This is a genomic window from Dasania sp. GY-MA-18, assembly GCF_024734385.1.
GTDB lineage: Bacteria > Pseudomonadota > Gammaproteobacteria > Pseudomonadales > Dasaniaceae > Dasania > Dasania phycosphaerae.
Genome location: NZ_JANHAP010000001.1, coordinates 1 through 22038 on the forward strand (window position 1 = coordinate 1; position 22038 = coordinate 22038).

Sequence of the window (22038 nt, forward strand, 5' to 3'; positions counted from 1 at the left end):
AGTAATCGGCAGCCGGTGGCCACCGGGAGGTCAATTCTGAAATGTTATGTTCAGTAATCCAAGGCCAAAGCCTTATAAAACGAGCGATTGTCGTTGAACTGAACATAACGTGCTACCGCCCCAAATAAACCGCTGTAATTTGCTCGCGTTCATGTCCAAGCTCCTGAGAAATCGCATATCGAGCCACCGTATCGTTGGCACGCTCCTCTTCACTCAACTCACCACGAATTGGACCACCACAGGCCGGTGCGTGTTTGCCAGTTAGCTCCAGATAGCGCTCTTGTGCATAGCGATGACGTAAACCATGTAACTTGGATAAACCTACTTTTTGCGCCTCACGTTCATAGAGTCGCATTTGCTGCACATACATTAAATGCGACGGAATCAATGAGCCCTTCCCGGCCACTAACCGCGCCCGCCTTAGAACATCGCGCTGTTCATCTGTGCGTATAGGGATTTCTCGTGCCCGCCCTCCTTTACACCAGGTAGACTTCAATCGAATAAATGTATTTCGGTCTGCGTAGTCTGGGCTAAATTTGATCGCTTCTTCTCGTCGCAGGCCAAAGGCCTTTTGTAGCTCCAGACTTATTTTTAAATGGGGGTCGCTGATTTTTTCGAGCAGCTCAAGATCCAGGTCACGCGCTTTCGATACATTGGTAACAAAAACACGAGACTCGATGCCGTAGTAGGCATTATCTTTAGCGACGACGTTTTGCTTACCGATTTTTTCAGCCCACCAACGCAAATCGGCCAGGCGATTCTTGATCGTACCCGGCGCAAGATTTTCATCGAGGTATTTAGCCACTAACGCATCAACATGTTTTGGCTTGAGAGATTTAACCTCCATACGCCGATAGCCCAGCTCATTAAGGTGACTGGCCATCGTTTGTAACAACTGAAAACGTTCAGCTTGCGTACTGCGACTGCCATCCTGATTGCGTTCGCACAGGCTCTTTAATTGATAGTTTAGATCTTTCACAGACAACTCCTCGTCGAGAAATAAAACGTGTTTATATTCTCGACAAAGGGGAGTATTTAGTCGTGGAAAAACCTTTCAGCCAGGAAAGTAAAATTCATTACGAACTGGAAAAATAAACCAGCAGAACCATTGTTAGAGCGAAAAAAGGAGAACACATCCCTCAAAAAATTACATGTGAATTTTTCAACAGCCTTTCGGGGCCATTTTCCGACCCCTATTAGATAGGGTGAACTGTTTTTAATTGTCTATTCGTTCCGGTCAGGTTTGCTGTCTGCTCTTGTATAGAAATGACTGTTCAGAACAGACAAAGAGTCTCTCGAAACAGACATGCGACCGTTCAAAACGGTCATCATAAAACTGGAACAGTGCGGTGTTAAAGTCTTGGTCAGTGTTTATGACTGTCCAGCCACCGCAGTGAATGGAGAAGCAATCTTATTGATTACTAACGTCACGGGACACCACTCCCACAAACCTGAATAGCGGCATAACCAACAGTGCCAATCCCCGGATGGGTACGACGCTGTTTCGTTTTCACGCTTTAGACAGCTTTACTTTCTTTTGCCAGGCATTCCTCCTTATTTACGTATAAAGCTAAGTGATAAGTCACTCATCGCGGTTGCGTGAGTCAACTTGAAAAGCTCTTTCGAGCCGGTTTGCTATTGAGGATGCAATAGCCACATATGGAATTTGTATTGTCGATGTGTTGGACTAGAAGAACCCTAATAATGCTTTCGGCATGTTAGAAAAGTTACTGCAGGTCAGATTTCGTAAGGGGCCGCACCCCACGTCACTGCATTTTATTTGCAGTGACGTAGGGTAAAAAAGTGATGAATAAGATTGAGGGTAATCTTAATATTACATCTAAAAGCACCCATCTGATTATTCACAGGAGCTACAGATCGCTTTAACAGGCCGTTAAGTATTCAAACTACTATAAATCGCTGCTAGGGGCTTTGCCCCACGCGCATGGCAAGTGCAAGGCTTCGCGCTTCCTCACCCGTTCAGATTCTCTCGCTTCGCTCACTCACTTAGCTGCGGCTTCCGGTGAGCCACTGGCCATTTGCTACCCCCACGCTTCGCCAGCGGTTCAGAAGCGCAGCCGGGCGCTGCGCTCGTTAATCAATTAATGCACTTAAAAGTAATAATGAAAAGGCTGACAATCTTTAGCTTATAGTGAAGCATAAAGCGGTCATAAGCGGTGCGAACTGGTTTCGGCGTTCATTGATTTGAACACTGAACGGACATTACAAAAACCACCCATACGGGTGAGAGCAACTTTGTAAAATTACCGGTACTATTTTGTGGGATTATAAGAATCTATAATTGGACAGCCTGTCGCCGCTTGAATAAATTTGGCAGCTGTAGTGGTAATAGCTAAAAGAAGTAGCATTTGAAACTTAAAAACAGGACTAATAACAAAAGGAGAAAGGAACTATGGGAATTAAACCAGGGCCAAAAAAAACCGCTAAATCAACTGGGAAACCAGATAGGCGTCAACGGGATAATAAAAAAACTCCCGGGAATACACCATCACTTAAGCCTCACAAACACAAGAAAGGTGATTAAGGAACTTTTCGACAACCTTCAATTCATCTGGAATAAATGATCTGCTGTCAAGCCGAGAGCAGACTGCACGACCTTATCAGCCCTTAAAATCCTTTAAGGGCGAGATTAAGCTTGAGTCACTATTCATAAATATATCGATACTTAATTTACTGCTTTTGCCTATAACCTCAAGCACATTAAAGAATTATCTTTCTAAATACGTTGAACGCTAAGCCCTACCTTTTAATCGACCCATCAAATTAGTATTAGGCCATGTACAACTCAGGCTGACACAGTCCATGGCACAACTCAGATTTCCTCCTCGTCTTATCAGGTTACGTGATGCCCCCATTTATATGGGTATCGATCGCAATAAATTCAACAAGGACGTCCGCCCATACCTAACTGAAATACCTTTAGGAAAACAGTCGGTCGCCTTTGAACTACTTGAAATTGACGCTTGGATAGATAACTATGTTAAGTGCAATGGGCGTCGTCCTAAAGCCTCGAAACTGGAGGACGATGTATGTCAAAACGCAACACAATGCCAGGGCTCCGCCTTAAAGGCGACATCTGGCACATTGAAAAACGCTGTAAACACGCCGAAGGTGGCTGGCTCCGTGAAAGCACGGGAACGGCTAGCCGCATTGAGGCAGAGGAATACCTGATACAACGTCTAGCAAACGTTCGGCAGGAGACAGAAAGACGATCACTGGCTATTTATACCTTTGAGGAAGCCGCTCTACGCTATCTTGAGGATATTGCCCATAAGTCGTCTGCAGTTGCCGCAGCGATCCATCTTGATCAAATGCTGCCTTTCATCGGTCATTTACCGCTGGAGCAGATACATGATGGAACGCTTAAGCTCTTTATTGATAACGAGGCAAAGCGCGATTTAGCGCCTAAATCAATCAATAATGCTCTCGTCGTCATCACGGCAATCCTCAACCGAGCCGCACGGGTTTGGCGGCATGATGATGGTAGACCCTGGTTAAGGCAGGCTCCGCCAAAGATAACAAGGCTATCCACAAAAGGGCGTCAAGCAAAAGCTTACCCCCTTTCATGGGCTGAGCAGGATACGTTGTTTAAGATCTTGCCCAGACATTTAGCGGATGCAGCGCTCTACGCAGTACACACAGGATGCAGGGAATTAGAGGTATGCATGCTGCGATGGGATTGGGAAATATTTGTTCAAGATCTAGGGGTTTCAGTTTTTGTTTTACCGGAAACCATCACCAAGAATGGAACAGAACGAATTGTGATTCTCAACTCAGTGTCCGGTAGTGTTATTGAAGCCAGACGTGGCATCGACCCCCACTACGTTTTTACGTACAGGGGGCGGCCGATGAAAAGGCTACACAGCAGTGGTTGGCGGCACGCATGGAAGAAGGCAGGTTTGCCCACCCATGCTGGTGTCTTGAAAGGTGTACACAATCTCCGTCATACCTTTGGACGTAGACTGAGAGCAGCAGGTGTACCACTGGAGACGCGTAAAGCTTTATTGGGGCATGCGAATGGTGATATCACAACTCACTATTCGGCCGCAGAAATTGACGAACTGCTGACTGCCACAGAAAAAGTTGTAAGCCGAGGAATTGCACAAACACCAACGCTCTCTCTAGTGCATAAAAACGCACAAATGAGGAATGTCGGAAAAGTGTCGGAAGAAAACAAAAAAGGCCACCCGAAGGCAGCCTTTTGAGCTTTGTAAGCAATTGAAATGCTTACTAATAATGGTGGGCCGTGCTGGATTCGAACCAGCGACCAATTGGTTAAAAGCCAACTGCTCTACCAACTGAGCTAACGGCCCCAGAAAGTGGCGCTATAATAGTGTTTTGATGATAAAAAACAAGCCTTTTATAGAGTTTTTTTACTTTTTTTCTGTTTTTCTTCGCGTTCTGCCTACTTTTAAAACAACCTGTTTATTTTTCTATCAACTCATATAACGAGTTGGGTCGGTTACGCCTAAACGCTCAAAACCTTCGCGGCGTAAATGGCAGCTGTCGCAGTGGCCGCAAGCCTCGCCTTGGTCGTTAGATTGGTAGCAGGAAACGGTTAATGCGTAATCAACACCCAGCTCTAGGCCTTTGGCAGTGATTTCAGACTTGCTGAGATTCATTAACGGTGTGCGTATTGTTAGCTTATTACCTTCTACCCCCGCCTTGGTGGCCAGGTTGGCTAAGGTCTCAAAGGCCGCGATGTATTCGGGGCGGCAATCGGGGTAGCCGGAGTAATCCACGGCATTGACGCCTATAAATATGTCCTGCGCCCCCAGCACTTCAGCCCAACCCAACGCTATAGACAAAAATACCGTGTTGCGAGCGGGCACGTAGGTAACGGGTATGCCCTCACCGCCACATTCCGGCACATCTATGGCTGTGTCGGTAAGTGCTGAGCCGCCTATGCTGCTTAGGTCTAAGCTAATCACCTTGTGCTCTACGGCGCCCATTTGCTGTGACAACTGCTCTGAGGCCACTAACTCAGCCAAGGTGCGCTGGCCGTAGTTGAAGGCTAAGGTGTAACAGGCATAGCCTTCGGCTTTGGCCATGGCTAAAACAGTAGCGGAGTCTAAGCCGCCTGAGACTAAAATTACTGCTTTTTTCGCTGTATCCGGTGTTGCTATTGCTGTCATGCCTTAATGCCCTGCTGCGTCTTCCCATAAAAGTTTGTGTAATTGCAGTTGAAAACGCACCGCTAGGTTGTCTTCGACTATCCAGTTGGCCAGCTCAGTGGCGTCTATTTCGCCAAAGCTGGGGGAGAATAAAACCTCATCCACTTTGCTAAGCAGTTGATATTCATCCACTTTAAATCTTGCCCATTCATAATCTTCACGATTACAGATAACAAATTTAACCTGATCGTGAGGGTTGAGGCGCTGCATGTTTTGGTAGTCATTGCGGCCAACTTCTTGCGAGCCAGGGGTTTTCAAGTCCACGACCTTCACCACACGCTCATCTACCCCCTCGGTACTAATCGCGCCACTGGTTTCCAAGGAGACCTCATAACCCTGATCACAGAGTGCCTTTAATAGCGGCCAGCAGTTTTTCTGCGCCAGCGGCTCACCACCGGTAACGGTAACAAAGCGAGGCTTATAACTGGCCACCTCGTCCAAAATACGCTGCTGCGACCACTTCTCGCCGCCGTGAAAGGCATATTCTGTGTCGCAGTAGCCACAACGCAGCGGGCAGCCGGTTAGGCGTACAAATACGGTAGCAAGGCCTGCAGTGCGGGTTTCGCCCTGCAGGGAGTAAAAAATTTCGGTAATGCGTAAATCAGTCATTCATTGGGTTCTATATGGTGAGAGCCCGCTTTAAAGTCCACAGCTTGTTAGCTAAACAGTCTAAGAGCGGAAAAACGTGGCGGCTACAGTGATAGCCTTAAAATGCGCGCATAATAACGAAGAACCGCAGCTGTCGCCAGCTGCGGTTCAAAAAACAACCTACAATGTGGACTTACTAGAACCTATCGCGCAGGAACTCGCGGGCTTTATCTGCCGCTGAGTTAACCCCTTTGCCGTACTGGGCGACGACCTTCTCCAGCCAAAAACGCGATTTCTCTTTGTTATCTTTCAAGAAGTAGACAGTACCCAGCTTATACATTGCATCCGACTCTTTGGGATGCTTGGGGTATAGCTCTAGCAATTGGGTAAAAGACTGCCGCGAGGCCTCTAGATCTACCGGTTTAACTACCAGGTAAAGCTCACCCAACCAGTAGTAGGCATTAGGAGCATACTTGCCATCGGGAAAGTCCAGTAAAAAACTGTGGAAAGCGGTAATGGCCTGGGCGTATTGACGCTTAGGCACCAAGCTATACGCCGCATCATAGGCGTCTTTTTCGCCTTCGCTGCTGGGCTTATCAATCGACATGGCGGCAGAGCTATCACTAGCACCAGCTGAGTCATTTGCTGCGCCACTATTAGCCACCAATGTACCTAAGCGCTTATCTACATCTATATAGCGCTCGGTAGACTGCTGCTTAAAACGCTCTAACTGGTGGGCTTGCTCTTCAACCATACCGCGCAACATACGAACTTCATCTTGCAGCAGTTGCAGCTGATAAAACAATTCGCCTTGAGACTGCGCATTACCCAGCTGAGCTTGCTCTGGTGCAGCGGCCACGGGCATAGGTTTATGGCTGATGGAGGCATCTACCACCTCTACCTGCGAAAACACAGGCAGTGAAAATAGAAAAGCCGCGCTGCTGAGCAGCGCGGCTATGGAGGGGGCATGCTTTGGCATACTAACCTTCTCTATATTGATTACTTAAGTTCTACGCGACGGTTTTTAGCGTAAGCAGCTGCGTTGCTACCGCTAGCAACTGGACGCTCTTCACCGTAGCTGATCACTTCTATACGGTAGCGCTCTACACCGTTAACAATTAGGTAGTTGGCAACCGCGTTAGCACGACGCTCACCTAATGCCATGTTGTAATCGCGAGTACCGCGCTCATCAGCGTGACCTTCTAAACGAATTTTGCTGTTGCTGCCTTTTAAGAACGCAGCCTGTGCATCTAAATCAGCACGGGTATCAGCAGACAAAGTGGCTTGGTCAAACTCAAAGTAGAAAACGTTTTTAAGTTTTGCCATGGCTTCAGCTTTTGCTTTCGCTTCAGCAGCGGCTTTTGCTTTGGCGGCAGCTTCAGCAGCGGCTTGTTGTTCGGCAGCGGCCTTGGCGGCAGCTGCTTGGTCACTGTCATCCGTCTGGTTAGACGCACAACCAACCATCAAAGCACATGAGAAAAAGGCTATTAATAATTTATTTGTATTCATTTTTCATCCTAGGTCGTGAGCAGTTATTAAATTTTTCGTTGTTTAGACAGTAACAAACCATGTACAGCTAAGCGCAACTGCTATATACACTTTTGAGTGAGGTTATACTGCCAGCCCCCCACTCATTACGCAATGTTAGCGCGCATAGTTTATCTATTAATATGTCGTTGAGCTATTAAAATAGCTGTAGTTTTGCGAGCTAACCAGCATTTTTTACTTATTCTGCTAAAAAGGGTGACCAAGCAGGCTCCCTCACGTCACCAAAGCGTGACGGCAGATGAAATTTAACCCCGCCATCTACCGATACCGCCGATAAAATACCTTTACCTCTATGCTGGGTAGCATATAACAGCATAGTGCCATTGGGCGCTATGCTGGGGGATTCATCCAGCGCAGTCTCGGTTAATATTTCTATATCACCGCGCTCTATATCCATTAACGCTATATGAAAATCGCCCTCACCCTGATGCACCATAATAATACCGCGACCGTCGGGTAAAACTCTGGCACGGGCATTGTACTGGCCTTCAAAGGTTAAACGCTCTTCATAACCACTGGCCAAGGTTACTTGGTAGATTTGCGGCTTGCCGCCACGGTCAGAGGTGTAAACCAAAGATTTACCATCGGGCAGCCACGAAGGTTCAGTGTCAATCGCATAGTGGCGAGTAACCCGCGTTAATTGACGGCTAGCTAAATCCATCACATAAATATCGGGGCTGCCATCTTTTGAAAGCACCATGGCCAGTTTAGTGCCATCAGGCGACCAGCTAGGCGAGCCATTAATACCGGTAAAATTTGTTATTTGGGTGTGCTGTTTGCTTGCGAGGTCGTATATGTAAACTGCTGAGCGGGTAGTCTCAAAAGACACATAAGCAATACGGCGGCCATCAGGGGCCCAAGCTGGTGCTAACAAGGGTTGGTTTTGCTCTATTAACACCTGCTCGCGAGCACCGTCTATATCCGACAATAGCAGCCTATAGGTAAACTCACCCACACCCCGTTGCGCCGCAGAAACATACAGCAGCTTGGTGCTAAAGGCACCGCGTATGCCGGTTAATTGCTGGTAGACCTTATCGCTAATATGGTGTGCCAAATCGCGCAGCGCAGTTTTGGCTACGGTTTTTGAAATCGTTAAAATGGATTTTTGGCCGTAGACATCAAACAGCTCTACCTCAGCCTGTACCTGCCCCAGCACTTCACTTAGACGGCCTACCACCAAATAATCTGTATTAGAGCGACGCCAATCACTAAAGTGTACTTCGCTGGCGCTGTGCGGGTGATCCAACATATCGCTGCGTCGCATAGGCGCAAACTGGCCGCTGCGGTACAAATCGGATTCCACAATCTGTGCCACATCCTCGGCTAAGGAACTGCTCCCCTGCCAACTAAAGGGCACTATAGCCACAGGGGTTGGGTTATCACGCCCCTGGGTAATCTCTATGGTTAGCTCAGCCTGCGCTGTGGCGCTAAGCAGTACTAGGGTTGTTATAGCTAATAAAAAAACACGCTTCACCGGCGTAAATCCTCTGGTTTAAATTTCATTCGCAAACGACGGAACTGTTCTTGGAACACTTTGGGGGGCAATTGCTGCAACTCGGGGAATTGCCGGGCGCGTTTTACCGCCGCAACTGCCGAGCGATCAAAGGCCACATTGCCACTGCTTTTTACCACGCTGACATTTATCACTTCACCTGTGGGTACTAAATCTAAAACTAATTCGGCCTCCATACCATTTCTGGCGCTGGCGGGACGACTCCAGTTGCGCTCTATAGCCTGAGTGATCAGCGCGATTAGGCTGTTGGCTAACTCCGCCTCGGTTAGCTCCTGCTGCGTCTCTTGCTCATCGCTAATCGCATCGGCAATATCGGCCGCCACAGTTTGCAGCAGCTTATCTTTTTCGGCCTGCAGGCGACGCTGCTCAGCCAAACGCTGTTGCTCTTGTGCTAATTTATTGGGGTCTAGCACATCCTTATTCAATACCTTGGGCTGCTCTTTGGGCTGCGCCTCTATAATCGGCTTGATGGGCTGCGGCTTGGGTGGCGGCGCTTTTTTAACTTTGGGCTTGGGTTGGGCTTTGGGTTTTTCCAGCGTTACCAGCTTGGCCTCTACATATTTGGGTGTTTGCCGCTTGATCACGGTACGCTCACCCGACCAGTCGATCAGCAGCGCAGCCACAATTAAGCTGTGTATTAGCAAAGTTATAACCAAGGGCAGAGTCAGCGACTTTAACATGGCAGACTAGGGGCTCTCAGTCACTAGGCCTACCGAAGGGGCACCGGCAGCCTGTAACACTGTCATTAGCGTAACCACATCGCCATAGGGCACAGCTTGATCACCCCACACCAACACCACGGTATCGGGTTTACGCCGTAAAATTTTACCGACCTTATCTTGTATCACCCCTAGTGAGGCAGACTTTTCCTGATCATCACCCAGATTAATGTAATAGCTGCCATCGGCCTTTACCGACACGATTAAGGGTTCGTTATCCTGTTTACCCACTGGCAAAGCAGCGGCCTTGGGCAGCTCTACTTTAACCCCTTGCATGAGCATGGGCGCAGTGACCATAAAGATAATCAGCAGCACCAACATCACATCTATGTAGGGCACCACGTTAATCTCTGACATGGGCTTGCGGCGTTTATGTCGTCTAGACATGGCGCTACCCTTTCGCCGCGCTGCTGTGGGTTTGGCGGTGCAATATGCTAATAAATTCGTCAGAAAAAGTTTCGTACTTATTCATTAAGGATTCAAAGCGAGCCGAGAAACGGTTAAAGCCCACCACCGCCGGTATTGCCGCAAACAAGCCCATAGCCGTAGCAACCAAAGCCTCAGAGATACCCGGCGCCACGGTGGCCAAAGTGGCCTGATGCATCATGGCTAAACCTTGGAAGGCCCCCATAATGCCCCATACTGTACCGAATAAGCCCACATAGGGGCTGGTGGAACCTACTGTGGCCAAAAAGGCCAAGTGCTTTTCCATTTGTTCTTCTTCGCGAGACAAGGCCACTCGCATAGCACGCTGAGCACCTTCAATGATGGCATCTGGATCTATATGGCCCTGCTGGCGCAGGCGGGTGAACTCTTTAAAGCCAGCGCGAAAAATATTTTCCATACCCACTGTTGCCTTACCGGCTTCGGTATTGGCGGTGCCCTTGCGAAACAGCTGGCTTAAATCTATACCCGACCAAAACTGCTGTTCAAACACACGCATAGCCGTATCGGTAGCACGAAAATAAAACATGCGCTGCACAATCATAAACCAGGAAATCACCGAGGCTAAAAACAGCGTTAGCATAACCAGCTGCACGGTAATACTGGCGTTGAGAATTAAATCGATGACAGAGAGTTCTTCAGCCACGGTCGCTCCATTATTGTTAGCGTTGTTGGTGTGTAAATGCCGGCTAGTTTAACCGCCCTTGCGGTAACTTATAAGCCTGTTTAAGCACTATGGGTTCGCATTTATAGCTTTATTTTATGTTTTGAGCTGTGCAGCGGCAGTTATCGCTTAACTCAGGGCTAGCTAAACGCGACCAAGCCGCCACAAGGCGATAGGCGCTATAACTGTAACGCCTCGCGCATGGCCTTGGGGATGCGCTTAGGGTTCATACCCTGCTGGCTAACGCAGACGATTTTGACTACACCGCGGCATAGCAGTTCACTGCCGCGATAAATTAATTGCTCCATAGTCAGCTGGCAGGCACCGGCGGCAATTACCGTTGCGCTAACACTAAGCTCATCATCTAGAGCGGCGGGTTTAAGGTATTCAGTATTGACGCTTTGCACTACAAACATCAGCTCGGCGTTAAAAATATAGTTTTTACCAAAGCCTAAGCTGCGCAAATACTCGGTGCGTGCGCGCTCCATAAACTTAAGGTAATTGACGTAGTAAACAATGCCGCCGGCGTCGGTATCTTCTATATACACCCGCAGTGGCCATGCGAAGTTGTGACTCATAGTTATGTAAACTTATAGGTTGCAGTGGTTAACAAGTTGGGCCTACTAGCCTTCAGGGTAGTCATAGCCGAAGTGGGCATAGACTTTACGGGTAGCCATGCGGCCGCGATTCGTACGCACTAAATAGCCTTGCTGAATAAGATAAGGCTCTAGTACATCTTCTATGGTGCCGCGCTCCTCGCTAATAACTGCGGCGAGGTTATCCAGCCCCACGGGGCCGCCGTCAAACTTTTCTAACAGGGCTAGCAGTAAACGCCTATCTAACTGATCAAAGCCCTGATCATCGACATTGAGCATATTCAGCGCCAAGTCAGCGGTGGCGGCATCAACTGCGCCATTACTTTTCACCTCGGCGTAATCGCGTACCCGTCGCAATAGGCGATTGGCGATACGCGGGGTGCCGCGTGAACGCTTAGCGATTTCATGGGCACCCTCTTCGCTCATAGCCACCCCTAGGTGCTGGGCCGAGCGCTGTACTATATGGCTGAGGTCTTTGACCGAGTAAAACTCCAACCGCTGTACTATGCCAAAGCGATCACGCAGCGGTGAGGTTAACAGCCCGGCACGGGTGGTAGCCCCTACCAGCGTAAAAGGGGGCAACTCTAGCTTAATGGAACGCGCCGCCGGGCCCTCGCCTATCATAATATCCAGCTGATAGTCTTCCATGGCGGGGTATAACACTTCTTCTATATGCGGGCTGAGCCGGTGTATCTCGTCTATAAACAGCACATCACCGGGCTCTAGGTTGGTCATTAAAGCGGCTAAATCACCCGCTTTTTCTAATACTGGCCCCGAGGTGGTTTTAAGCGACACCCCCATTTCATTGGCCAGGATATTTGCCAAGGTGGTTTTACCCAAACCCGGCGGGCCAAAAATCAAGGTGTGATCTAAAGGCTCTTTGCGCAGGGTAGCGGCGCGTACAAAGATTTCCATTTGTTCGCGCACCACCGGCTGGCCACAGTAATCGGCCAAGGTTTTGGGCCGTATGGCTCTATCGATAATATCTTCGTTAGGTTCTTCGGTGGCGGCTATTAGCCTGTCGATTTCTATCATAGTGGCTTATTTATTTACCATGTTTTTGAGCGCTAAACGTATCAGGCTTTCACTGCTTTGGGCATCGCCATCGTTTACTTTGGCTATGGCTTTGCTGGCCTCTTGCGGCTTATACCCCAGGGCGATTAAAGCACTCTCGGCTTCGCTAGCATAATCCGGCCCTGCGGCGGCGGCCATCAGTGGCAAGCCGCTGGTGCTGGAGGTTTGCCAATCTTTAAGGCGGTCGCGCAGCTCTACCAGTAAACGCTCGGCGGTTTTTTTGCCCACACCGGGCAAGCGCACCAGCGCGGCGACGTCATTATCGTGCACACAGCGTACAAAGTCGTCAGTTTCCATGCCCGATAATAGGGTAAGCGCCAGCTTGGGGCCAACACCACTGACTTTAATAAGGGTTTTAAACAGCGCCCGCTCACGCAACTCGGCAAAGCCATAGAGCAGCTGGGCATCCTCGCGTACTACCAGGTGCGTGTGTAAGGTTACTGCCTGACCTATGGCGGGCAGCTGGTAAACCGTACTCATAGGGGCTTGTACTTCATAGCCCACGCCTTGCACGTCGACGAGTAGCGTGGGGGCTTGCTTCTCTAATAAAACGCCGTGTATACGACCTATCATACAAATATTCTCATTATCGGATACGGCCACGGCGCATACGGGTAGCACCGGCCATATTAATTAAACTGGCTTGAGTATGGGCATGGCATATAGCGGCAGCTAGGGCATCGGCGGCATCTTCCTGTGGCAAGGCGGGCAGCTTGAGCAGCATTTTAACCATGTGCTGTACCTGCTCTTTTTTAGCCGCGCCAGTACCCACTACCGCCTGCTTAATTTGCAGGGCCGAGTATTCACTAGCCTCTAAACCCGCCGCCATACAGGCCACTATGGCAGCTCCCCGGGCCTGCCCCAGTTTGAGGGCAGCACCGGCATTTTTTGCCATAAACACCTGCTCTACTGCCACCTGCTGCGGACAATAGGCCACGATGAGCTCATTAATGCTTTCAAAGATTATCTTTAAGCGCTCAGGTAACTCAGCATCGGGCAGGCGTATCACGCCGCTGGTAATATAATCGTGTTGATTACCTACCACATTGATAATACCAAAGCCGGTTTTACGCGAGCCGGGGTCTATACCTAGTATGATTGCCATAAGCCTTTAGCTATTGTGATTAGCACCCTTATTTTGCTGGCTAGCTTAGCGAACATCTGTATGTATTAACAGTGTTTTTAGCCACTAATTATATCAATATAAGCTTTAACGGCTTGCCGTAGGCACCCGCCTGCGGCTATGCTTTTAATACGCCTGCAGCTAGATCAACTTTTAACGCAATCTTAACAATAACAACACCCACCTTTTAAAGGCCGCTGTTACTCAACTATGAAGATATTTTTATTTGGCCTTAGCCTGCTGATAAGCGCTTTATGCTCAGCTGCCCAGCAAACCATCACTCTCTACGCCTACCACGATGCGCCACCTTTTGTGATAGATAGCAAAGCGGGCAAGGGCCTCAATTTTGATTTTTTCAACACCCTAAAAAACCATGCCCCAGCCGACATACGTTTTGAATACCAATTTATAACACGGCCCGAACTCAATAAACGCCTAGCCGCAGGCTTACCCACCATAGCTCTATGGGCCAACCCAGTTTGGTTTAAAGATACTCAACAAGAAAAATACTTATGGTCACGCGCCCTATTTAGCGATAAGGATGTGGTGATCGCCAGAAAAGGTAGCAGCCTACTCTATCATCAACCCAGCGACCTTAACGGCCTAACGGTAGGCACACGCACAGGCTATTACTATGCTGGGGTCAGCGAATTAATGAGCGAGAATAAAATACAGCGCATGGACGTAAGCAATGATAAGGCCAATATTGAGCAACTAATACGCGGCGATGTTGATGCCATTATTATTTCAAAATCCAGTTTTTTCTATTACGCCAAACTGTTAAAGGTGATTAGTTCCACCGCCATCGTAGGCCAACCTCACAGCAGCTATAAAAGGCATTTACTGATCAGCCGCCATTATCAGGCACAAGAACAGGCCATTAACGATATATTGCTGAAATTATCCAAGGATGAAAACTGGCGTTTTCGCCTAACCATCTACGGCTTGCAAGAGCTGTGGGGCTCAGAATCACAGGCACTAGACTTCACCACCGCCCAATAAGGCTAGTGAAAGCTAGCGGTAGATTTAAGAGCCTGCTGTGCTAAACGCCGCTGCCAATCGCCAGCACATTGCTGCTCGCAAGCCTGCTCACTATCCAATAGCAACTGCCTAGCGGGTGCGGTTAGCTTCACCCCTATTTTTAATAAGGCAGCTTGTAGCAAGCGGCGCATGTTTGCGGCATCGCCTTGCTGCTCAGCCTGCAATCTATGCTCCTCGCTATCAAACACACAGGTCACTATTAAGCTGGCGGGGAAACGGGCGTAATCAGCCCTATGGGTCAGCCACTGAAAGCCCGGCACTTGCTGCAACAGACTTTCGCACACTGCGGTCAGCGCCACGGTTATTGCCTGATCTAACTTTTTTTGCGTTTTACTTTTAGGCCTGGCCATGGAGCGCACTCTTGATTGTATATAAAAAAGCCGCTGGGCTTGAAAAAAACACAGCGGCTTGCGTATAGCTTTGGCGGTTATTCTAACTCTGCCAATACTTCATCGGAGATATCGGCATTGGTATAGACGTTTTGCACATCGTCTAAGTCTTCTAACATATCAACCAGCGCCATAATTTTTTCGGCACCGTCTTTATCTAGCGGCACCGTGGTAGCCGGCAGCATGGTGATTTCGGCATGATCCGGTGTTAAACCCGCAGCCTTCATGGCGTCTTTAACACTTAAAAAATCTTCGAAGGCAGTACTAACATCAATAGAGCCATCGTCGTTAGTCTGTACATCTTCGGCCCCTGCCTCTAGGGCAACTTCCATTATCTGTTCTTCATCACCTTGCTCAAAGCTAATTTGGCCGGTGCGGGTAAACAGGTAGGCCACCGAACCATCGGTACCTAAATTACCGCCGCGCTTGGAAAAAGCATGTCTTACCTCGGCCACGGTACGGTTACGATTATCGCTTAGGCATTCTACATAAACAGCCACGCCGCCCACACCGTAACCTTCGTAGGTGATGGCTTCGTAGTTATCTTCATCATTGGTGCCAGCGCCACGGGCCACCGCTTTTTCTATAGTGTCGCGCTTCATATTAGCGCCTAGCGCTTTATCTATAACAGCGCGCAGGCCGGGGTTGTCTTCTGGGTTGGGGCCACCGGCTTTGGCAGCCACCACTAACTCACGAATAATTTTAGTAAATATTTTGCCGCGCTTGGCGTCTTGCGCCGCTTTGCGGTGTTTAATATTGGCCCATTTACTGTGACCCGCCATGAATCTTTCTCCGGTTTTGCTTTTGCAACGCGCTAAGGAAATAGCGCTTGTATCTTGGTTTGGTTTTAGTGCGTGGTATTGTCTATGTGGTTTCCGGCTTGCGCCGGAATGACTAACTAATAAGAAAGGGGACAGAGCTGAAGATCTGTCCCCGTAAGCCTGCGGCTTACTCGGCTTACTGCTTAGGCTTTTCGCGCAATTTAATATTCAACTCACGCAACTGCTTTACATCGGCGGCACTGGGCGCGTCGGTCATAACACAGGCTGCACTTTGGGTTTTGGGGAAGGCGATTACATCGCGTATAGATTTAGCGCCTGTCATTAACATCACCAATCTATCCAAACCAAAAGCCAAACCACCGTGTGGCGGGCAACCGTATTTTAGGGCGTCTAATAAGAAACCAAACTTCTCTTGCTGCTCTTCGGCCCCTATACCCAATACGCGGAATACCGCTTTTTGCATAGCAGGCTGGTGTATACGTACAGAACCACCACCTAGCTCGGTGCCGTTTAACACCATGTCATAAGCTTTGGATAAAGCCGTGCCGGGGCTGGCTTCCAATTCTTCAGGCGTGCAAGACGGCGCAGTAAAGGGATGATGCAATGAAGTCCAGGCTTTACCATCGCTGGTTTTTTCAAACATGGGGAAGTCTACTACCCATAGTGGTGCCCACTCGCCTTGAATTAGGCCTAGGTCTTCACCGACTTTAACGCGCAGGGCACCCAGTGCTTCGTTAACGATTTTTTCTTTATCGGCACCGAAGAACACGATGTCGCCATCAACTACTTCTAAGCGATCCATCATTTGTAATACGATGTCGTCGGGCATAAATTTTAAGATAGGTGATTGCAGGCCTTCTATACCAGCCGCTTTATCATTGACTTTGACCCAGGCCAAACCCTTAGCGCCGTAGATGCTGACGTATTTGGTGTACTCATCGATTTGCTTGCGGCTGATTTGCGCGCCACCTGTGACTTTAAGAGCAGCAACGCGGCCTTCGGGGTCGTTAGCCGGGCCGTTGAACACTTTAAAGTCCACTTGTTGCATCAGGTCGTTAACATCGACCAACTCTAGCGGTATGCGCAAGTCTGGTTTGTCGCTACCAAATCGGTCCATAGCTTCGGCATAAGGCATGCGTGGGAACTCACCCAAATCTACCCCTTTCACCTCTTTAAACAGCTCGCGTATCATCTGCTCGGTGATGGCCATGATTTCCTGGTCATCCATAAACGAGGTTTCTAAATCGATTTGGGTAAATTCAGGCTGGCGGTCGGCGCGCAAGTCTTCATCGCGGAAACACTTGGCGATTTGATAATAGCGATCCATGCCCGACACCATTAGCAGCTGTTTAAAAAGCTGTGGTGATTGCGGCAGGGCGAAAAACTGGCCTTCGTGGGTGCGGCTGGGCACTAAGTAATCGCGCGCGCCCTCTGGGGTGGCCTTGGTCAAAATAGGCGTTTCTATATCTAAAAAGCCATTGGCATCTAAAAAGTTACGCAGGCTAGAAGTAATGCGTGAACGCAGCTTTAGCTTTTCTAGCATTTCGGGGCGACGCAAATCGATATAGCGATACTTTAAACGTACGTCTTCACCTACTGAAATATGTTCATCTAATTGAAACGGCGGCGTGGCAGCAGCGTTAAAAATTTCTAACTCTTTTCCTAAAACCTCTATGGCACCGGTGGCCATATTAGGGTTAACCGTGCTTTCGGCACGGGCGCGTACGCGGCCCTTCACCTGAATAACATATTCACCGCGCACACTGTCGGCACGTTTAAAATGCTCTTCGGTGTCAGGGTCAAATACGACTTGTACTATGCCCTCACGATCACGTAAATCTAAAAAGATAACACCACCATGGTCGCGGCGACGATCCACCCAGCCGTTTAGAGTTACTTCTTGATCGATGTGATCGGTGTTTAAAGTGCCACAATAATGACTGCGCATGGTTTGATAATCCTGTAAGTAAAATTCTATGCTTTGCGTGAGGCTAGGCTGCTATTAACCAGCGCTAGATGAGCTACCCGCATCGGAGCCGCCAGCCACATTCTTTTTGCTGCCGGTTTTAAAATCGGTTTCATACCAGCCACCACCTTTAAGGCGAAAACCCGCCGCTGATATTTTCTTTTTTAAGTCTGCCTTATTGCAGCTGGGGCAATCCACCAAAGGCTGCTCGCTAATTTTCTGCAGAGCCTCTAACTGGTGCTCGCAAGATGTACACTGATACTCATAAATTGGCATGATTAAAGCCCTCTACCACCACAAGCTGATCAAAAAACAAGCTATAGCTATAAATTAAAGCGCGCGATTATACCCTAAAACTAGGGCCACAGTGAAAGGCTATACGGCCGGTAGTGGGCTGAAAGTAAAAAAATACCGCTATGCAAGCGTATAACCCAACCAACGGCCGCCATAACAACAGCATCATGGCTTTTGCAGCGCCTAATGAGCGTGCTACATTGCTCCCAGCCATTCATTCAGCATAGGTAGCAGGCTATGAGCCAACAATTTGCCAGCGATAATATCTCAGGTATATGCCCCACAGCTATGCAGGCCATGACCCGCGCCAACCAAGGCCATGCCAGCTCCTACGGTGAAGACCGCTATACCGCCGAGGTATGTGAGCAATTTAGGGCCCTATTCGAAACCGACTGCGATGTTTACTTTGTGTTTAATGGCACCGCTGCTAACTCCCTGGCGCTGGCTAGCCTATGCCAAAGTTACCACAGTATTATTTGCCACCAGTCTGCTCATGTGGAGACGGATGAATGCGGTGCCCCAGAGTTTTTCACCCACGGCGCCAAGCTGCTGCAGGCCCAAGGCGAACTGGGCAAGCTAGACCCGCAGGGCATCGAAGCTCTAGTCAGCAAGCGGCAAGACATACACTACCCCAAACCGAAGGTGATCAGCCTTACCCAAGCCACCGAATGCGGCACGGTATACAGCCCCGAGGAACTACATAATATTCAAAAGGTGGCGGCCAAATGGAATCTCTATACCCATATGGATGGCGCTCGCTTTGCCAATGCCGTAGCCTCACTAGACTTAGCCCCTGCGGATATTACCTGGCGCGCCGGTGTGGATGTACTGTGTTTTGGCGGCTCTAAAAACGGCTTAGCCATAGGCGAGGCGGTGATCTTTTTTAATAAGCAGTTGTCCGAAGAGTTTGCCTACCGTTGCAAACAGGCGGGGCAGCTGGCCTCCAAAATGCGCTTTATGTCTTCACAGTGGCAGGGGCTATTGCATAACGATGTGTGGCTGCACAATGCCCAGCATGCCAATGCCATGGCTAGCCGCTTAGCACAAGGCCTAGCTACCATAGAACAAGTACAGCTGTTATTTCCGGTTAGCGCCAATGCGGTATTTGTGCAAATCCCCAGCGCCATTAAACAAGCCTTACACAATAAGGGCTGGCAGTTTTATGATTTTATCGGTGCTGGCTCAAGGCTGATGTGCTCTTGGGATACCCAGCCAGAAACTGTTGATCGCTTTATCAGTGATGTACAACAGCTCAGCCACTAGCAAAGCCTAGGCCCGTATGCGTCCCAGCGAGGGTCTGGCAAAAAAGCTGCGCTCGTTATCCACAGTAGATAACTCCGAAGCCTGCGCTGCTGCGCCGAAATGTTCGAGAAAATAACTAACCTCAGGCAAGTCATAAGCCGCCAAACGCGCCTGCAAATCCTGATAGGTATGCTGATACTCGTGGTTGCCATTATCCAGCTCGGCCTTGGCTTTTAATAAGGCAGAGAGACTATCCGCTGCTTTTATATATTTACGCTCCAGCCAATTACTGGCCTGTTCCTGTATATATTCAGCCATGGCCTGCTGTATTTCACTAGGCAACATGGCCAGCAAAGCCTGCTCGGCATCCTGTTCTATGACTCTATAGGCTTGCTGTATCTCTTTGGAATAATACTTAACCGGAGTGGGTAAATCCCCGGTAATCGCCTCAGCGCAGTCGTGATACATCGCCAGCGTAGCCAAGCGCTCAGGCTTGAGGCTGCCCTTAAAAACACTGCGATTAATCACCCCTAATAAGTGGGCTATCACCCCCACCTCCCAACTGTGTTCCATCACATTTTCAGGCAGCGTGTTGCGCTTTAGGCTCCAGCGCTGTATCCAACGCAAACGCCCAATAGTAGATAAAAATAAACTCATAACGGCTTTCCCCTCGTCATTATTTGACCTAGACTGCCTCACTATATGTCGTCAATGGCGACCTGTAAATATACACAGCTTTTGATGTGTCGCTTTTTCAAGCACATCTATAACTAAAGGGGAGTTTAAGCATGAGCGCAGCATGGCCCTGCCGCTGGGACTTATTATTACGTTACCGGCTAATAGAAATTATTGCCCTATGGGAGGGACGGCTCACCACCAAGCATTTATGCAAGAGTTTTGGCATAGGTAGGCAGCAGGCCTCTAAGGATATAAATCAATACCTGCGTGATATTGCGCCTGATAACTTACACTATGACAGCAGCCTTAAAGGCTACGTCCCCACCCCTCACTTCCAACCCAAGCTTACCAGTGGCAGCGCGGATGAATACTTACACATATTGTCGCGCAACCAAGATATCAGCCACAGCTTTGAAGGTTTAGATCTACAACTGGCCAATACCGAACTCATGCCCATACCCCAACGCAGCATACAGCCGCAGCTGCTGCGCCCTATAGTGCAAGCGGCACGTGAAGGTAAACGGCTGGAAATAGCGTATATTTCACTCAGCAACCCAACTATTGAAGAACGCATCATCGAGCCACACACCTTGGTGTTTACAGGGCTGCGCTGGCATGTGCGTGCCTATTGCGAAAAACATAGGGATTTTAGGGATTTTGTACTCAGCCGCTTTCGAGGCCAACCCGAACTGTTAGACAAGGCCTTAGTCGCTGCGCAACAAGATCAACACTGGCAGCACAGTGTCAGCATAATACTTAAGCCCGACCCTAGGCTCAGCCCAGAACAGCGCGCCATCATAGCTGCCGATTACGGCATGAGCCGAGGCGTGTTACGCATAGATAGCCGCGCAGCACTGGTCAAGTACAGCCTGCAGGCACTCAATATAGACCCACACACCGTAGACCCTAAGCCCGAGGCACAGCAAATTATTATTAGCAACCGCAAAGACATAGAGCCCTGGCTGTTTTAAGCGCAGAAAATAACTATTAAATAATCAAACACTTAGGCACAAAAAAGGCGCAGCCCCAAGAGGATGCGCCTTTTTATGCTGTGATAAAACTTAAGAAGCTGCGAATTCTTTAAGCTTTTTCAAAGGTCTAACCTTAACAGCGATGCTGGCAGGCTTGGCCTTGAACATTTGCTCTTCGCCAGTAAAAGGGTTGATACCTTTACGGGCTTTTTTAGCTGGTTTTTTAACCGTGGTAACTTTCATAAGACCGGGGATAGTAAATTCACCTAGGGCACGCTTTTTGATGCTGCGCTCAACCAATACTTCTAGCTCTTCAAATACGGAAGCAACCTGTTTACGGCTCAACTCAGTATTTTCAGCAATCTCATTAAGAATCTGACTCTTGGTCATTTTCTCTTTGATAGCTGTTGTTTTACGTTTTGGTGCAGGCGCAGCTTTAGCAGCAGCTTTTTTTGCTACTGGTTTTTTAGCGGCGGCTTTCTTCTTTGGTGCAGCTTTCTTTTTAGCGGTAGCCATGACAATCAACCCTTTTTATTTGTGTTCGGTTTGTAAGCATTTAAGTATTAGCCGCTATTTAACGTTTTAAAGGCATAACACAGGGTGCATTTAAACCTATATACATAGCGTCTGTGGGTTTTATAGATCAGTTAAACCTACAATACAAGGGTTTTTTAGCCATAAATTTGTAAACAGCAAAAAAATACCGCCGTTTTATTACTTGGGCACAAATTCTATAGATAATTTTGCTAATTCTGCGCGCAGCCGTGAAACCGCTAAGGCCAAATTTTGCTCACTATAGGCTAGCGCTGGCGCAAAACCCCAAACGGGGTTAGGCCAAGCAATATCAGTTTTAAAACGCGCAATATGGTGAACATGCAATTGCGGCACCATATTGCCCAAGGCGGCCACATTCATTTTATCGGCGTTGCAGTGCTCCATTAAACTGGCGCTGAGCGCGCTGGACTCTTTTAGCAGCTGCTGTTGATCTGAGCCATCAAGCTGATAAATCTCGCTTATGTCCTCACGCCTGGGCACCAAAATCAGCCATGGGTAGTGGCTATCGCGGTTTAATAACACCTGGCATAGGGGAAAATCCCCTAAGTGCACACAATCTTTGGCCAACTGTGGGTGTAATTCAAACATAGTTCTCTCTTATTAATAGCTTAGGGCTGTACGCTGTAGAGCTACACCCGTAAAATGGCGCTCTTATC

Annotated in this window: 24 protein-coding genes and 1 tRNA gene; 4 read left to right on the plus strand and 21 right to left on the minus strand. The window is 48.7% G+C overall.

What is annotated here, in order from left to right; genetic code table 11:
- Positions 1-112: 112 nt before the first annotated feature.
- Complete coding sequence (locus NO559_RS00005; protein ID WP_258329709.1) at positions 113-979, minus strand: phage integrase N-terminal domain-containing protein; 867 nt, start codon at positions 977-979, stop codon at positions 113-115.
- A 2071-nt stretch (positions 980-3050) separates the two neighbouring features.
- Between NO559_RS00005 and NO559_RS00010 the strand changes: the two genes are divergently transcribed.
- Positions 3051-4226 carry a site-specific integrase gene (locus tag NO559_RS00010; protein ID WP_258329710.1) on the plus strand — a complete coding sequence of 392 codons (1176 nt, stop codon included), beginning with the start codon at positions 3051-3053 and terminating at the stop codon, positions 4224-4226.
- Positions 4227-4258: 32 nt separating this feature from the next.
- Here the strand turns inward: NO559_RS00010 and NO559_RS00015 are convergent.
- The 13 genes from NO559_RS00015 to ruvC all read right to left on the minus strand — a co-directional run bounded on the left by NO559_RS00015 (position 4259) and on the right by ruvC (position 13446).
- A tRNA-Lys gene (locus NO559_RS00015) sits at positions 4259-4334 on the minus strand.
- 123 nt (positions 4335-4457) lie between these two features.
- On the minus strand, positions 4458-5156 hold the full coding sequence (gene queC, locus NO559_RS00020) for a 7-cyano-7-deazaguanine synthase QueC (protein ID WP_258329711.1): 699 nt from the start codon (positions 5154-5156) through the stop codon (positions 4458-4460).
- A gap of 3 nt (positions 5157-5159) precedes the next feature.
- Positions 5160-5804: a 7-carboxy-7-deazaguanine synthase QueE gene (queE, locus tag NO559_RS00025; RefSeq protein ID WP_258329712.1), complete on the minus strand. Its 645-nt coding sequence runs from the start codon at positions 5802-5804 to the stop codon at positions 5160-5162.
- 175 nt (positions 5805-5979) lie between these two features.
- Complete coding sequence (ybgF, locus tag NO559_RS00030; protein WP_258329713.1) at positions 5980-6762, minus strand: tol-pal system protein YbgF; 783 nt, start codon at positions 6760-6762, stop codon at positions 5980-5982.
- Positions 6763-6782: 20 nt separating this feature from the next.
- The gene (gene pal / locus NO559_RS00035; RefSeq protein ID WP_258329714.1) at positions 6783-7292 is read right to left on the minus strand and encodes a peptidoglycan-associated lipoprotein Pal; all 510 of its coding nucleotides are present in this window, start codon (positions 7290-7292) and stop codon (positions 6783-6785) included.
- A 217-nt stretch (positions 7293-7509) separates the two neighbouring features.
- A complete protein-coding gene (gene tolB, locus NO559_RS00040) occupies positions 7510-8805 on the minus strand; it encodes a Tol-Pal system beta propeller repeat protein TolB (RefSeq protein WP_258329715.1) in 1296 nt (431 codons plus the stop codon).
- The gene (locus NO559_RS00045) at positions 8802-9524 is read right to left on the minus strand and encodes an energy transducer TonB (protein WP_258329716.1); all 723 of its coding nucleotides are present in this window, start codon (positions 9522-9524) and stop codon (positions 8802-8804) included. The genes tolB and NO559_RS00045 overlap by 4 nt, the downstream gene beginning before the upstream one ends.
- Positions 9525-9530: 6 nt before the next feature.
- The gene (gene tolR, locus NO559_RS00050) at positions 9531-9950 is read right to left on the minus strand and encodes a protein TolR (RefSeq protein ID WP_258329717.1); all 420 of its coding nucleotides are present in this window, start codon (positions 9948-9950) and stop codon (positions 9531-9533) included.
- A gap of 4 nt (positions 9951-9954) precedes the next feature.
- Entirely contained in the window at positions 9955-10653 is a 699-nt protein-coding gene (gene tolQ, locus NO559_RS00055) for a protein TolQ (protein WP_258329718.1), read from the minus strand.
- A 197-nt stretch (positions 10654-10850) separates the two neighbouring features.
- Positions 10851-11249: a tol-pal system-associated acyl-CoA thioesterase gene (gene ybgC / locus NO559_RS00060; RefSeq protein ID WP_258329719.1), complete on the minus strand. Its 399-nt coding sequence runs from the start codon at positions 11247-11249 to the stop codon at positions 10851-10853.
- Between the two features lie 45 nt (positions 11250-11294).
- Positions 11295-12302: a Holliday junction branch migration DNA helicase RuvB gene (gene ruvB, locus NO559_RS00065; protein WP_258329720.1), complete on the minus strand. Its 1008-nt coding sequence runs from the start codon at positions 12300-12302 to the stop codon at positions 11295-11297.
- A gap of 6 nt (positions 12303-12308) precedes the next feature.
- Positions 12309-12914, minus strand: coding sequence for a Holliday junction branch migration protein RuvA (ruvA, locus tag NO559_RS00070; protein ID WP_258329721.1), 606 nt, complete (start codon positions 12912-12914; stop codon positions 12309-12311).
- A gap of 13 nt (positions 12915-12927) precedes the next feature.
- Positions 12928-13446, minus strand: coding sequence for a crossover junction endodeoxyribonuclease RuvC (gene ruvC / locus NO559_RS00075; protein ID WP_258329722.1), 519 nt, complete (start codon positions 13444-13446; stop codon positions 12928-12930).
- Between the two features lie 228 nt (positions 13447-13674).
- Between ruvC and NO559_RS00080 the strand changes: the two genes are divergently transcribed.
- Positions 13675-14466 carry an ABC transporter substrate-binding protein gene (locus tag NO559_RS00080; RefSeq protein WP_258329723.1) on the plus strand — a complete coding sequence of 264 codons (792 nt, stop codon included), beginning with the start codon at positions 13675-13677 and terminating at the stop codon, positions 14464-14466.
- A 2-nt stretch (positions 14467-14468) separates the two neighbouring features.
- On the opposite strand, the gene NO559_RS00085 is transcribed toward NO559_RS00080, so the two are convergent.
- The 4 genes from NO559_RS00085 to NO559_RS00100 all read right to left on the minus strand — a co-directional run bounded on the left by NO559_RS00085 (position 14469) and on the right by NO559_RS00100 (position 17918).
- Positions 14469-14855: a Fis family transcriptional regulator gene (locus NO559_RS00085; RefSeq protein ID WP_258329724.1), complete on the minus strand. Its 387-nt coding sequence runs from the start codon at positions 14853-14855 to the stop codon at positions 14469-14471.
- A 77-nt stretch (positions 14856-14932) separates the two neighbouring features.
- Positions 14933-15676, minus strand: coding sequence for a YebC/PmpR family DNA-binding transcriptional regulator (locus tag NO559_RS00090; RefSeq protein ID WP_258329725.1), 744 nt, complete (start codon positions 15674-15676; stop codon positions 14933-14935).
- A 175-nt stretch (positions 15677-15851) separates the two neighbouring features.
- Positions 15852-17624 (minus strand): aspartate--tRNA ligase, encoded by a 1773-nt coding sequence (aspS, locus tag NO559_RS00095; RefSeq protein ID WP_258329726.1) that lies wholly within the window; start codon positions 17622-17624, stop codon positions 15852-15854.
- A 54-nt stretch (positions 17625-17678) separates the two neighbouring features.
- On the minus strand, positions 17679-17918 hold the full coding sequence (locus NO559_RS00100; RefSeq protein WP_258329727.1) for a zinc ribbon domain-containing protein: 240 nt from the start codon (positions 17916-17918) through the stop codon (positions 17679-17681).
- Positions 17919-18173: 255 nt separating this feature from the next.
- Here NO559_RS00100 and NO559_RS00105 point away from each other — a divergent pair, with 255 nt between their 5' ends.
- On the plus strand, positions 18174-19199 hold the full coding sequence (locus NO559_RS00105; protein ID WP_258329728.1) for a low specificity L-threonine aldolase: 1026 nt from the start codon (positions 18174-18176) through the stop codon (positions 19197-19199).
- A gap of 6 nt (positions 19200-19205) precedes the next feature.
- On the opposite strand, the gene yfbR is transcribed toward NO559_RS00105, so the two are convergent.
- The gene (gene yfbR / locus NO559_RS00110; protein ID WP_258329729.1) at positions 19206-19835 is read right to left on the minus strand and encodes a 5'-deoxynucleotidase; all 630 of its coding nucleotides are present in this window, start codon (positions 19833-19835) and stop codon (positions 19206-19208) included.
- A 131-nt stretch (positions 19836-19966) separates the two neighbouring features.
- Between yfbR and NO559_RS00115 the strand changes: the two genes are divergently transcribed.
- Positions 19967-20827, plus strand: coding sequence for a YafY family protein (locus NO559_RS00115; protein ID WP_258329730.1), 861 nt, complete (start codon positions 19967-19969; stop codon positions 20825-20827).
- 90 nt (positions 20828-20917) lie between these two features.
- On the opposite strand, the gene NO559_RS00120 is transcribed toward NO559_RS00115, so the two are convergent.
- Together NO559_RS00120 and NO559_RS00125 are read right to left on the minus strand one after the other, a co-directional pair.
- Positions 20918-21343: an HU family DNA-binding protein gene (locus NO559_RS00120; RefSeq protein ID WP_258329731.1), complete on the minus strand. Its 426-nt coding sequence runs from the start codon at positions 21341-21343 to the stop codon at positions 20918-20920.
- A 198-nt stretch (positions 21344-21541) separates the two neighbouring features.
- Positions 21542-21970, minus strand: a complete 429-nt coding sequence (locus NO559_RS00125; protein ID WP_258329732.1) for an HIT domain-containing protein — start codon at positions 21968-21970, stop codon at positions 21542-21544.
- Between the last annotated feature and the right edge of the window lie 68 nt (positions 21971-22038).